Annotated in this window: 12 protein-coding genes; 1 reads left to right on the top strand and 11 read right to left on the bottom strand. The window is 45.9% G+C overall.

Annotated features, from left to right (window positions below; all coding sequences use genetic code 11):
• The first annotated feature begins 69 nt into the window (after positions 1-69).
• On the top strand, positions 70-1,473 hold the full coding sequence (locus AC58QT_RS19330; RefSeq protein WP_497410434.1) for a DHA2 family efflux MFS transporter permease subunit: 1,404 nt from the start codon (positions 70-72) through the stop codon (positions 1,471-1,473).
• Positions 1,474-1,609: 136 nt separating this feature from the next.
• Here AC58QT_RS19330 and AC58QT_RS19325 read toward each other — a convergent pair whose 3' ends face one another.
• From AC58QT_RS19325 to AC58QT_RS19275, 11 genes are all read right to left on the bottom strand, one after another.
• Positions 1,610-2,179, bottom strand: a complete 570-nt coding sequence (locus tag AC58QT_RS19325) for a manganese catalase family protein (protein WP_497410433.1) — start codon at positions 2,177-2,179, stop codon at positions 1,610-1,612.
• 15 nt (positions 2,180-2,194) lie between these two features.
• Positions 2,195-2,461 (bottom strand): spore coat protein CotJB, encoded by a 267-nt coding sequence (locus AC58QT_RS19320; protein WP_310500445.1) that lies wholly within the window; start codon positions 2,459-2,461, stop codon positions 2,195-2,197.
• Entirely contained in the window at positions 2,458-2,703 is a 246-nt protein-coding gene (locus tag AC58QT_RS19315) for a spore coat associated protein CotJA (protein WP_497410432.1), read from the bottom strand. Before AC58QT_RS19315 ends, AC58QT_RS19320 begins: the two co-directional genes overlap by 4 nt.
• Before the next feature lie 163 nt (positions 2,704-2,866).
• Positions 2,867-3,913: a sporulation integral membrane protein YtvI gene (gene ytvI / locus AC58QT_RS19310; protein WP_497410431.1), complete on the bottom strand. Its 1,047-nt coding sequence runs from the start codon at positions 3,911-3,913 to the stop codon at positions 2,867-2,869.
• 14 nt (positions 3,914-3,927) lie between these two features.
• Positions 3,928-5,265, bottom strand: coding sequence for a hemolysin family protein (locus AC58QT_RS19305; protein WP_497410573.1), 1,338 nt, complete (start codon positions 5,263-5,265; stop codon positions 3,928-3,930).
• 24 nt (positions 5,266-5,289) lie between these two features.
• Entirely contained in the window at positions 5,290-6,417 is a 1,128-nt protein-coding gene (yfkAB, locus tag AC58QT_RS19300) for a radical SAM/CxCxxxxC motif protein YfkAB (RefSeq protein ID WP_497410430.1), read from the bottom strand.
• Between the two features lie 126 nt (positions 6,418-6,543).
• Positions 6,544-8,784 carry an MMPL family transporter gene (locus tag AC58QT_RS19295; protein ID WP_497410429.1) on the bottom strand — a complete coding sequence of 747 codons (2,241 nt, stop codon included), beginning with the start codon at positions 8,782-8,784 and terminating at the stop codon, positions 6,544-6,546.
• A 69-nt stretch (positions 8,785-8,853) separates the two neighbouring features.
• The gene (locus AC58QT_RS19290; RefSeq protein ID WP_497410428.1) at positions 8,854-9,987 is read right to left on the bottom strand and encodes an HD-GYP domain-containing protein; all 1,134 of its coding nucleotides are present in this window, start codon (positions 9,985-9,987) and stop codon (positions 8,854-8,856) included.
• Positions 9,988-10,104: 117 nt separating this feature from the next.
• A complete protein-coding gene (locus AC58QT_RS19285) occupies positions 10,105-10,923 on the bottom strand; it encodes an undecaprenyl-diphosphate phosphatase (protein ID WP_497410427.1) in 819 nt (272 codons plus the stop codon).
• 48 nt (positions 10,924-10,971) lie between these two features.
• On the bottom strand, positions 10,972-12,438 hold the full coding sequence (locus AC58QT_RS19280) for a bifunctional metallophosphatase/5'-nucleotidase (protein ID WP_497410426.1): 1,467 nt from the start codon (positions 12,436-12,438) through the stop codon (positions 10,972-10,974).
• A gap of 68 nt (positions 12,439-12,506) precedes the next feature.
• Positions 12,507-12,977 (bottom strand): hypothetical protein, encoded by a 471-nt coding sequence (locus AC58QT_RS19275; protein ID WP_497410425.1) that lies wholly within the window; start codon positions 12,975-12,977, stop codon positions 12,507-12,509.
• Positions 12,978-13,097 lie beyond the last annotated feature (120 nt).

Here is a 13,097-nt window from a genome sequence, read left to right as displayed (position 1 = left end):
ATAATCTAACGTGACTGACGTTGATTGTGGATTCGCTTTTTCCTTGAGGTACCACCTGGAGGAGAAAATATGAAGCAAGATACGCGAAAGTGGCCGGTAATACTAGCCGTATTACTTGGCACATTTACGGTGATATTAAATACAAGTCTACTAAATCCGGCCTTGCCTGCTTTTGCAGAGCAATTCAAAGTTGACGAATTAAGCGTCAGCTGGATTATTAATATATACGTATTAGTAATGGGTCTTACACTTCCGCTAACGGGATTTTTTAGCAGGAAATTTGGTTCCAAGAAGGTGTACTTGGTCGGCTTGGTTCTTTTTCTGATTGGTTCAGCTTTGGCAGCAGTTTGTGGGAATCTTGCGGCGCTTATTGCTTGCCGTGCTTTGCAAGGGTTTGGTGCAGGACTTTTGATGCCTTTATCGATTACGCTTATCTTTGCGGCTGTTCCTGCCCAAGAAAGGGGAATGGCAACGGGAATTTGGGGTGTAGTGAGTATGCTAGCCCCAACAATTGGACCCACCCTGGGTGGTTTGATTATCGACCACGGGGATCCCAGTCTGTTATTCCTAATTAACCTTCCTACATGTTTGCTTGGCTTGATAACAGCCGTGCGGTTTCTTAAGGCTTCTGATTCTGATAACAAACAAGACTCTCCATTTGATGCAAAAGGATATTTGTTTCTGTCAGCAGGTATTGGATTGTCCTTATATGCACTTGGTAACATGAATTCGGTAGAAAACGTATCAAGCCTATTTCATTGGGGCCTACTGTTGGCTGGGATATGCTGTATAATCATTTTTATTTTCGGACGGCGTAAGCACTCCTTATTGAATCTGTCCTTGTTGAAAATCCAGCAATTTCGGGTCGGTACGATCGTTACCACGTTAACTGCCGTAGGTTATTATTTATCGTTTTTATTAATACCGATCATTATTCAGAATGTGTATCATTACAGTGCTACGTATACTGGCCTTCTGTTTATTCCTGATGCAGTGATGACAGGGATATTTATGCTGGCTGGAGGCAAAATTCTGGATCGAAAAGGTGCTCGCCATGTAGTTGCCTGGGGCCTTGGTATAACCGGGGTAACGACGCTCCTGCTCGGGTGTTTAACTACTAATACCTCATTCTGGTTTATTACTTTGCTAATGGCAGTAAGGGGAGCCGGTTTTGGACTTTCCAGCATTCCCGCTACCACAGCAGGACTGGGGGCTTTGCCGGAGGATAGTCTCGTAGAAGGATCTGTGTTAAATGATTTGATTGAACAGATTATCTCTTCGGTAGCCATTGTCATTTGTTTATTAGCTTTTGTCATTTGGAGAGATGCTTCAGCTGTGTCCCAGCAACTTTCAATAGAAGCAGCCAGTCTTAAAGTATCTAATGGTTTGTTTATCGCGCTTGGTATTGTCATATTCTTCGTGCTTTATGTGTGGCTGCGTTCTTCGCCAAAGCCGAGTCAAGATGTCGTTTGAACCTATAAATAAGTTCATACTGGTTAAGCCACCCTTGAGAAAGGGTGGCTTTTTTAATGCGTGAGGTATCAAGTTCATCGGATATGTGCGAATAGGATTCATAAGGCCAAGAGGACATACCATCCACAATATCCTTCTAGAAGATCTTCTTCTGCACCCGATCATCCTTCAGTATTTCAACAGCTTCCCTAAAACGAAGCGAGTGCACAATCTCCCTCTCCCTCAGAAATTTCAAGCTATCCTGTAAATCCACATCATCCGTAAGGTCGATCAACCACTGATATGTCGCTCTGGCTTTCTCCTCTGCCGCTATATCCTCGTAAAGATCGGCGATAGGGTCACCCTTGGCTTGTATGTATGTCGCTGACCAAGGTACCCCTCCGGCACTCTGATAGAACAGCCCGCGATCATGTGCGACATAGTGATCATCCAATCCAGCCGCCTTCATTTGCTCAAGCGTGGCATCTTTTGTCAGCTTATACACCATCGTAGCGATCATTTCAAGATGAGCAAATTCCTCCGTCCCAATATCCGTCAATAATCCGACAACCTTATCCGGAATCGAGTAGCGTTGGTTCAAATAACGAAGCGCCGCAGCGAGCTCCCCATCAGCCCCTCCATACTGCTCTAGAAGCAGTTTGGCCATCCTAGGGTCGCATTTACTAACCTTGACCGGGTATTGCAGCTTTTTTTCATAAACCCACATTGACAATCCTCCTTCCTAAACTTGCCACGGCCAAGGTGTTTCGCCCCACTGCCATGGCGCTTTCGAGAAGCTACGTCCATAGGACATCAAAGGACCGAATTCCAACTCAAATTGTTGAACCATGTGCATTCGCTTGTGAGCAAATTGATTATACTGTTGGATCACGCTCATATCATCAGGGTGTGTGTCCAAATAGAGCGTTAACTCCACCAATACAAAATCCACGGCTTGCAGATCACGAAGTTGCTTGTAATAGGCTTCTGGCAGCACACGCTCGCTCATGTAGTCTGACCCCCTTCATCCCCTCTTGGTTCCTCCTGTAATGGATTTGGATAAGGACCATAAAGTGCTGGCCAAAGCGTCCCAACTCTTAAAGCATCATAAGGACTAAACTGCGGCAATCCTGGCGGTTGAACATGCATATATAATTGCGGCGGTGTATTATACCATTTCACGCGAATCGGCGGACAAGGGTCGCACGGCCCAACATAGGGGTACCAACTTTTAAATTGTGTGTGTTTCATACGTCTCCTCCTTCTCAGAGCCTATATGACACGTTATATGCGGTATAACTTGACCAAAATCACTGATTTCCCATCTTTTTCGAGTAAATGGTCTCAAATAACTGAAAAAACCCCTCTCCGGTTGTGTTAACACAACTCGAAAAGGGATTTAAGTTACTCTCCATTAATCCAATTTTATATTATATTTCAACACATCTGCTTTGCGTAAGGCTTGATAAATAATAACGACCAAGGGTCCGAGGAACAGCCCTGCAAGCCCAAGCCACTCAAATCCGATATACAAGGAAATCAACGCTGCTAATGGATTGATACCAACGGCATCGCTTAGCACTTTAGGCTCGACAATCCGGCGCAAAATGATCAGGACCAAGAAGAGTACAAACAATCCAATACCCATACCGGTATTCCCTAGTAGCAATTGATAGATAATCCATGGAATAAATACAATACCGGTACCGATCACGGGTACAAACTCCATCACCATGACCAGCAGCGAAATCGCCAGCGGATACTCTGCTCGTAAAAGGAGTAAGCCAATGAAGGTGAACAAATACGTAAATATCGCCATGATCAGCTGAGCACGAATGAAGCCAAAAATCGCCTCACGCAAATAAATGAGCATATTCTCCATTTTATCTCGCGTTTTCAGCTCAAAGATCGACAGGAAAGCAGCCTTCATACTGCCTAAATTGTATAGGCACAGATACATGGATATCACGTATACGATCAACAAAATGAATAAATTAGGGATTTTACCTGCCAAGTTGAGGAAAAATCCAGATACCAAGCTCAGGATACTTGTTAAAGCACCTGTGAGTGTTTCAGTACTGCGTTCCAACCAGGATTGCACCTGGGCTGCCATTTCCGGTGATAAAGACTCATAGAATACTTGGGTTCGCAAGACGGCTTGATCCACGTATTTATTGACATCTTCCATATAGCCAGGTGCTTTACGCCCTAGATCAATCAGCTCCGTTACGACATTCATCCCGATAAAGTAGATTAAAGCGATCATCAGAAGGGTAAATGAGGTGCTGACGATCGTCGCGGCCATAAAGTGTTTTATTTTCGCAACACGCATCAATAGCGTTGTTAATGGGTCTAAGAAAATAGCTGTCACCAGTGCTAGGAGAAATGGCAGTCCTATGGTGAACGACACGTACAACAGCACCAATCCTATAACCACGAGTATGGCTGTCTTAGGTGACATAAGGACTCCTCCGATTATTCATTTCCCGGTTTGACAGTGTCGATATTCGTGATATGTATACGAACAATACGTAACCGATCTACCTCTGTCACTTCAAACACATGGTTGGCATAAGGTACTTTTTTACCTTTGACGGGCGCGCCTTCCACTTTTTTAAACAGCCAGCCGCCTATCGAATCGACATCCTCATCTTCAATTTGGAGGTCTAGCATATCATTTAGATCTTCAAGCAATACACGACCATCGACAGAGGTGTATTTATCTTTCACTTCGACACCAGGACGCTCATTCACATCGAATTCATCATGCAATTCTCCCACGATTTCCTCGATAATATCTTCTAATGCCAAGAGCCCTGCCGTTCCTCCATACTCATCAACAACAATTGCGAGTTGGGAATGCTTTTTCTGCATGAGCTTAAGCACGCGGCTAACTTCCATCGACTCAGGAACGTTCAGAATAGGACGGATGAATGTCTTTAGCTCCTGCTCAACATCTGGATCTGCCGTAAGTAAATCAGCAATATGTACAAAGCCTACAATGTTATCTTTGTGCCCATCCGCAACAGGATAGCGTGTATGCTTGGTTTCATGTACGAAACGTAAATTATCAATAAAGCTTACTTCTAGAAATAGAACATCCATATCCGTCCGCGGCAGCATAACTTCCCGAGCGATAAGATCGGAGAATTCAAAAATATTATCAAACAGCGTCATTTCATCTTCGTTGATATGACCACTCTTGACACTCTCATCCATCAGGATTCGAATCTCTTCCTCCGTATGTGCACCCTCATTCTCACTCGCGGGCTCGACACCAATCATAGCTAGAAATTTATTCGCAGCTCCGTTAAGTACCCAAATAATCGGGCTAAATAATTTATAGAAAAACAATAACGGTGCTGATAACCACAAAGAAGTCAATTCCGGCTTTTGAATGGCAAAGGATTTGGGCGCGAGCTCACCGAGCACGATATGCATAAATGTAATAAACCCGAAAGCGACGATAAACGACAAAGTCGTTGTATACATCGATTCGCCTACACCAAGTGTGTGAAAAAGGGGCTCCATGATCAACTCATCAATCGCAGGTTCCCCAATCCAACCTAGCCCCAAGGAAGCTAGTGTAATCCCCAGCTGCGTAGCGGATAAATACCGATCTAGATGAGAAGTTACTCTACTCGCATATTTGGCCTTGCCGCTGCCTTCATTAACCAGTTGTTGAATACGAGACTGTCGAACCTTCACAAGCGCAAACTCCGCTGCTACGAAAAATCCGTTTAGCATCACGAGTAGGATAACTAGGAAAAGATTAAGTACGATAGAACCGAAATCAAACGACGTATGCAAAATGTAATTGCTCCTTCAGAAAGAGGATTAGATAATAGCTTTACGGCTTTTGAAATCTACATCTCGATAGTACGAATCAGCAACAAGCAGGTTGGGACCGCAGCAAGATGCGGCACTACAGAAGCAATTCACACGCTGGTTCAGCGCATTATTCTCCCAACGTGCAAAGATGGCATCAAGCCCATCATCATGTATATTTCCAAGCGGAGGCTCATTAGCAAAATCGGTGACGAACACTTCGCCAGTGAATGTGCTGACGTTCAGCCGGTTTCGTCCATCCGGATCATTACGAACCGTAACATTCGGTGCTTCACGCAGACGCTTAACTAAATTTCGATCCACATCTAGCTGATTACATGCGAAGAAAGGCAGCGTTCCGAACAGCATCCACATGTCAGGATTACGCTGATCCAACAAACGATGGATACTCGCACGTAATTCATCCAGTGAAACCATCGGAAGATGTGAGGCAAAAGAGCTCGCATACATCGGATGTACCTCGTGACGCTGGCAGCCCATTTCATTAATCAGCTGGTGAATCTCAGGCAACTTCAAATGCGTCCGTGTGTTAATCATGGATTCCGCAGAAACATACAAGCCGCCTTTGCTAAGTGCGATTGTATTGTTAACCATTCGCTCATACATCCCTGCAGCTACCACTTGCCCTACAGGACGCTGCGAATTAACAAAGCCTACTTGATGGAAATCGTCAGCATTCAAATAATTAAACGAGATATGCATCACATCGAGATAGGGTGCAAGCAGCTCATAACGCTCCAAATCTAACGTTAAATTGGAGTTGATTTGAGTGCGAATGCCCCGCTCCCTCGCATACTTAAGGATCGGAAGCATATAGTCCTTCACGATCTTAATGTGGTACGACGGCTCGCCGCCCGTGAGACTGATCGTTTCCAAATGCTCGATTTCATCCAGCTTTTGCAAAATGACCGGCAACGGGATACGTGGTCCTTCTGTCATTGTAAGTGAATCCCCAACTGCACAATGCTCACAACGCATGTTACACAGATTAGTGATGGTTAGCTCTATACTTGTTAATACATGTTTCCCGTATTTCCGATACGACCGGATAGGGTCCCAAGGATCATACTGGGGAGTTAGCTCCGGTAAGATGGAGTGTGTTGCGTTCCTATTCATGCTGTTTACACCTGACCTATCATTTCCTATTCAAGAACTTATTAGTACCTATTATGCCTATACCTATGCCCTTTATTGTAACTTATGATTCACAAAAAAGGAAACAGCCGAAGGAGCCACGAAGGGCTACGGCTTCTCCACTTTGGCCTGAAGCTTCACTTGGGGCTTCACTCGGAGCCACCTCGGCGCCCACCAGTTCGCTTCACCAAGCAATTTCATAAGCGCAGGCACAAGCATAACGCGTACGATTGTGGCATCAATCAATACGGCAAGTCCGAGACCAAGTCCCAGCGCTTTCATAATTTCAATATCCGTGAAAATAAATGAACCCACAACGACAACAAGAATGAAAGCTGCGCTTGTAATTAAGCTCCCCGTTTTCTTCAAACCTTCCGCTGTACTCTGATCGTTGTCGCCGGTTGCTTCATATTCCTCTATGATCCGAGAAATAAGGAATACTTCGTAATCCATCGAAATGCCAAACACGACACAGAAAATAATGACAGGCAAGGTCGCGCTCACATAACCGATTGACGTGATGTGCAGCATATCCGCCATATACCCATACTGAAATACGACAACAACGATACCCAAGCTAGCACCCAAACTAAGGATATTCATAAGTACAGCCTTCAGAGGAAGCAGGATAGATCGAAAAGCAAATAGCAGAACCAGATAAGTAATCCCCATGACGAAAATGAGCACTGCCGGGATTTCCTTCTGAATACGGTCAATGATGTCCAAACGATAGGCCGGTCCACCTGTAACTGCCGTCACTAAACCTTCATGATTTAGCTTGCGCAGCTCATGAACTAGCGCATCCGTCGCAGGATCATCGGTATCCTTTTCAGGAACAACAACCATTAAAGCCGTATGGCCTTTCGCTAATTGCGCGTCCTCTATTTGCTTTTTAACCTCTGATTTCGTAAACATACCAGCAAGTTCTGTATCCGTATGTGTCCCTAATACACTTAAATAGCTCTGTACTTCTTTAACACCAGCCACAGCTTTGACGCGATCCCCGTAAGCATGAATCTCCCCAATCGAAGCTGATGACCATATCTCTTCCTTCGTATGGATCACAACCTGAATCGGTCCTGTCATGCGAGGATCATAGGCCGTTTTCAACAGTTCCGCACCATAGCGGGATTCATAACTTGGAGGAAGCACCTCAGCATTAGGGACGCCTAATTTCATTTGTCCAATGGGTGTCATACTGTAGATCAATATACCACCAACAAGAACGACCAATACGACTGGACGCTTCATCACTGCGTAAGCAATTTTCTCCCAGAACTTCGAGGCTTCTTGTTTACGAAATCGCTTAGGAACGACTTGCAGGGAGTTAATTCGATGTCCCAAAATACCTAGGAGTGCTAACAGCACCGTATTGGCTACAACCGCGGAAATCGAAACAACGATGACTCCTCCGAGACATAGGGATCTGAAGAACGTTAAATCGACAAACAGCATACCCAATAACCCAATGAGTACAGCGATGCCCGAAAAGAAAATCGATCTTCCCGCCGTTTGACACGTCATGGCCACGGCAGCAGCTACACTACTTTGAACCTTAAGCTCTTCACGAAAGCGGCTGACCAGAAAGAGTGCATAATCAATGCCGACAGCAAGTCCCAGCATCGTCACCATATTGGGCAAAAAATTGGATAAAGACTGATGTTGTGCGATGAAATAGGTCACTCCAAGCGTAAGAGTCACACTCATGATTCCTACGATCATCGGCAGGAGCGCAGCAACGAATGTACCGAAGACGACGAGCAAAACAAGGAGCGCAATGGGTAAACCGATTGCTTCTGATTTGGCAATATCATGTTTGCTGGCCACCTGCATGTCATATAGAATCGCCGGTCCTCCGGTTACATACACGTCCATGCCATCCGGTGGATGTACGAGTGACTTAAGCTCTGGGAATTTCTCTAGGGCAGGATCTGTATCCAACTCGAGCGATACGTTCACTGCTTGAACGTCCAGATGCCCCTCGTTACGTGGCGTAGTTACAAATTTCACGTCCTCCACATAAGGCAGTTCTTTCAGCTTCGTTAGTGATGCCATGATGGCATCTTGCTGCGCTTTTTCCGTTAAATGGAGCCCATTATGCCCTGTATACACCAAACTCAACTGTGTTCGCGGCACACCCAGCTCGTCCCTCATCTGAATCAAGCCCTGATCCGATTCACTCCCTTTCGGTGTAAACCCGTTATCTTTCAGCATCCCCGGCGTTTTCTGCGCGAACACAGCAAAGATGAGCATTAAGCTGATTCCAATCGCCAGCACCAGCCAGCGGAACCGAAACATGGCGTACCCCCATTTCCAAAACTTCCCTTGTTCCATGGTCTCCCGCATCATGCATCCTCCTTGATCTACAAAAAGAACCTGGTTTCCCAGGTTCTTCATTCAATAAGTGCTATGTTTATTCTAAAGAATGGTTGGCATAGTTGCATCAAGCTGTAAATCATTCACTTTAATTTCCCCAATTTCGGAAATTAATATCGACAGCTTGCTTGAAAGATCAACTTCATAAGGTTCCTTCAACACCGTACCTGCCTCATTTTGAAGCACGCGTATCGTCGGTCTGTGCGGTACTGCCATGTTCAACTTCGATACAATTCCGTATTCCCCTGTATTTAGACGTACCGTTATCCCTAATGGGTAAATGGCGATTTTGTCCCTGAACAGGGCAATCTGACTTTGATCATACATGGTGCCAGAGCCTGCAAATAACTGCTCCATCGCTTCATGCGGTAATAGCGGTCTTCGATATACCCGCGTAGTTGTCATGGCATCATAGGAATCAACAAGTCCAATCCATCTGGCGAACTCATTAATTTCATTCCCTTGAATCCCGCGTGGATATCCGCTGCCATTAATTCGTTCATGATGCTGCAAGGCACAATGGGCAGAAAGTAATGGGATGTTCGGCTCATCCTTCAATAGATTAAAACCATAGGTTGTATGATTTTTCATCTCTTGAAACTCTTCAGGAGTTAGCTGAGAAGGCTTTCGTAGAATGCCTAATGGGACTTTGGTCTTCCCAATATCATGCAACAATGCACCCAAACCAAGCGTTTCTAGCTTTTCCCTGCTATATCCATAACTAATACCAAGCATAATTGCGTATATACTTACATTCACGGAGTGCTGGAATAAGTAATTATCTTTGACGTTCATATTATTGAGCATCACCATGGCTCCTTCATGAGCACTGAGATCATCAATAATCATCTTCATCACATCGCGAAAATTACGGCCAATATTATAATAATTAACAGCTCCGCGTTTATTCGAGTCCTCCATGACCTTCTTGAAGGTGTTCCGAATTTCCGTAACCGCTCTGCTTCTTGTTTCGTCTTGAATGATATCTTCTTGAATGATGTCATCCGTTCTAGCGTCTTCTATGTAGATATAATCGATTCCATAACTAAACAGGCGATCAAGGAGTCTCTGTGTAAGCTCAACATTCACAGCCAGCAGGACCATACCATCATCGTTGTATATATTCTTGGCCAACCTCATTCCAGGCTGACACATGTTGATCGGCATAAACAGCATTTCAGGACCCCCGCCTAGGTGAGCATTACGTTCTATCTAAATGTAATAGATTTCCGGGAAAAGTTCAATACAAAAAACCGCGTCTTTCGACGCGATTCGCTAGTCTTACGCCTTATTTTACTTAAGAAACATGTAAAGTGCGAAAATAATCGCAATCGCAAAACGATAATAAGCAAAATACGTTAACTTCATTTTCTGAACAAGTTTAATGAATGTTACGACAGCCAGCAGGGCAACAACGAAAGCCACTAGGAATCCAACGATAAAAAAGGCCAAATCATCGGACGAGAGCGCATCATAGTTTTTCAAAAAGTAGACCCCGGAAGCTCCGAACATAATCGGAATCGCCATGATGAAAGTAAAGTCAGCAGAAGCCGCACGGCTTACGCCAGACAGCATTCCCCCTGCGATCGTGGAACCCGATCTTGAGAACCCTGGCCAGATGGAAACGAGCTGCCATAAACCGATGGCAAAAGCTTGACGATACGTCAAGTCATCCAACACCATCGTTGTGGGCTGTTCCTTCTTCTTCTCAGCAATGATCAACAGAATACCGCCAAGCACGAGTCCAACTAACACGGTTGTCGTGTTGAAGAGCTTTTCATCCACAATATCATTAAAAAGTACGCCGACGATCCCGGCAGGCACGATACCAATTAAAATGTGAAATAAATTTAGCTTTTTCCCTGTTTTACTTTCACTCTTGCGTTTTACTAATCCAAATAAAGAAAGGATTCTCTTCCAATAGATAAGTACAACGGCTAGAATAGCGCCCAATTGAATGACAAAATTGAACGTATTCATCACCGGGTCATTCTCCATGTCAATGTGTAACAAACTTTCAGTTAAAATCATATGCCCTGTTGAGGATACGGGTAAAAACTCAGTTAAGCCTTCAACGATCCCAATAATGATCGCCTCAAAAATTGTATGCATAATAGCCCCCTATAATCTGATAACGATCAGAAATCTTGCTCCAAGTTCCTATTCTACCTGTTTGTGAGTAGGTCTGACAACATCTATGAATCGAAGCTGATGGCTGCTTGCTATCGCAGTCTCATTCTGCAGTTGATCCGCCAGCACATCACGGATAAATTCTGGCAGCATGTAAACGATCTGCTTGCCGCGGCTCAGGGATAAATAGCCAGAGCCGAACGTAAACATATCGATCGTACCTACGAGGTAGGATCGTTCCGGGTCTAACAGTTCCTCGCCAACATAGACGGCGAGGATGCGCTCGTTCGGGGGTCTCGTGGCATCCACGTGGACAGTCATCCCGTCCACACAGAGTACGCCGAGCACCTCCCCCCGGAAGCCGTAGCCGCGTATCGGCTTCTCCATGAATTCGTCAAGCAGCGACTCTTCGAGCGCTTGACGAATATCCGCGCCGCTGAGCTCCATGCGGCAGGGATTGATCGGGCCGGGGCAGATTTCCAGCAGCCGGCCCCGCGTCAAGCTCCCCTCCTTCAGTCCCTGAAGGAGCTGCCCGCTATTGACCAGCCCGATGTCGGCGCTGGTCCAACGGCGAATACCCGCGGCAAGCAAGTTGCCGAGCGGGGATTCGCCGTACCAATCCAGGCGCAGCGGCTGCCGCAGCTGCGCTACCTCCGCCGCCAGCGAGGCGCTGCTGGCGATGCGGTAGTGCTCCAGCAGCGTGATGACGCTGCTGTCTTCTTCACTCGCGTCGGTCATCGGGACGACGCGGCCCTGCAGTTCTACGATCCGGCGCTGCGCCGGGTCGTAGGCAAGTTCGATGTGGCCGGCGTATTGACCGAACTTGCCGGCCGCACAAATATAAGTGCCGCCGAGCAAGAGCGGCTCCTCAAGAAGATGATGGGTATGTCCGCCGAGGATGACATCGATGCCTTCCAGCTCCTCAGCCATCCGCTGATCCGTTCTCAGGCCTAGGTGCGACATAACGATCAGAATGTCCACCTTAGGGCGAAGATGGCTTACGTGGGCGCTCACAGCCTTCATAGGATCCGCTACATCCCAACCTAGCAGCTCATAATAAGCCTGATAAGCCGCTGTTACCCCGATCAAGCCGATCCGGAGGCATGACTTCTCGACGATCAGCGACGGCAGCATCCAATCCGGCGTCGTCTTAGTCGCTATTTCCGTAATATTGCTGCCAATAATCGGGAATTGCGCATGTTCTAGCACAACAGATCGCAGCCAATCCGGTGTGAAAGTAAGTCCTTCATTATTACCCAGAACCATAGCCTCATAGCCTGTGGCATTCATGATTTCCAAATTGGCGATGGCATTGGTTCCTTCGGTCTCTGGAAACATCCGATCCATATGGTCGCCAATATCAAGTGTCAGTACCTGATCAGGGGGCCAAAGGCGGCGGACTCGATCAAAATAGGCACTAATTTTGGGCATCTGTTCAAAATGACTGTGAATATCGTTCGTATGTAAAATGACAAGTCGTTGCAAAGGCGCCGACATCCCGTTCACCTCTCTTCGTGGTCAACTAGTTCCTAGCATGTCTATATATTATGCAAGTTTCTGCTTGCTCATTTCTTGAATTTGAGCTCATCCAAAGTTACCTTGTTCTTAAACCCATATGTGGCCTCATTGCCTAAGGCTGGTTCGTTCAGAAACCACACTTTAACAATACTTTTTACATTGAGACATTCACTGCTGCCATCCGGCACGTACAAGCGAATAGGATACCCTTTCTTGAGCGGAAGACCCTCTTGTTCATACAGAAATGCAGCTTGATCCACTTGATTCCACGGAATCAACGCCTGAAATTCATCTACAGCTTCCACCCTGACGTGGGTTGGCTCCTCTGCCCCGTTCTCTTGCCTCTGGCTTTGCCAACTTCGATACCAAGATTTAAGATCAAATGCCGCCCCATCTACCGACGGTACACGCTCTTGAATAGGGAATCGCTGATCCGCCAAAGCCACCATTTCATCAACGGTAAAAGTCTCATTCTTCCTATGTATGTCAGTCACTACTATGTGTAAGTCAGCTTGCATGCCGAAATCTCCTTCCCTTTATCCAGGGCATTTCCTGCCCAAGGATCACTCCATTATACCATTTTCAGGGCAAAATATGATATGCTGTAAGGGATTCTAACATCTATCGCTAGGAGAAAC

Source organism: Paenibacillus sp. J31R109 (assembly GCF_059692055.1).
The sequence above is the reverse complement of the archived record's forward strand: the minus strand, read 5'-3'. Positions and strand labels throughout refer to the sequence as shown.

Coding starts and splice junctions, on each gene's coding strand:
- yfkAB (WP_497410430.1), bottom strand. CDS start 6,417: ATGAATAGGAACGCAACACACTCCATCTTACCGGAGCTAACTCCCCAG.
- AC58QT_RS19295 (WP_497410429.1), bottom strand. CDS start 8,784: ATGATGCGGGAGACCATGGAACAAGGGAAGTTTTGGAAATGGGGGTAC.
- AC58QT_RS19315 (WP_497410432.1), bottom strand. CDS start 2,703: ATGAAACACACACAATTTAAAAGTTGGTACCCCTATGTTGGGCCGTGC.
- AC58QT_RS19330 (WP_497410434.1), top strand. CDS start 70: ATGAAGCAAGATACGCGAAAGTGGCCGGTAATACTAGCCGTATTACTT.
- AC58QT_RS19290 (WP_497410428.1), bottom strand. CDS start 9,987: ATGCTGTTTATGCCGATCAACATGTGTCAGCCTGGAATGAGGTTGGCC.
- ytvI (WP_497410431.1), bottom strand. CDS start 3,913: ATGTCACCTAAGACAGCCATACTCGTGGTTATAGGATTGGTGCTGTTG.
- AC58QT_RS19325 (WP_497410433.1), bottom strand. CDS start 2,179: ATGTGGGTTTATGAAAAAAAGCTGCAATACCCGGTCAAGGTTAGTAAA.
- AC58QT_RS19285 (WP_497410427.1), bottom strand. CDS start 10,923: ATGCATACAATTTTTGAGGCGATCATTATTGGGATCGTTGAAGGCTTA.
- AC58QT_RS19275 (WP_497410425.1), bottom strand. CDS start 12,977: ATGCAAGCTGACTTACACATAGTAGTGACTGACATACATAGGAAGAAT.
- AC58QT_RS19320 (WP_310500445.1), bottom strand. CDS start 2,461: ATGAGCGAGCGTGTGCTGCCAGAAGCCTATTACAAGCAACTTCGTGAT.
- AC58QT_RS19280 (WP_497410426.1), bottom strand. CDS start 12,438: ATGTCGGCGCCTTTGCAACGACTTGTCATTTTACATACGAACGATATT.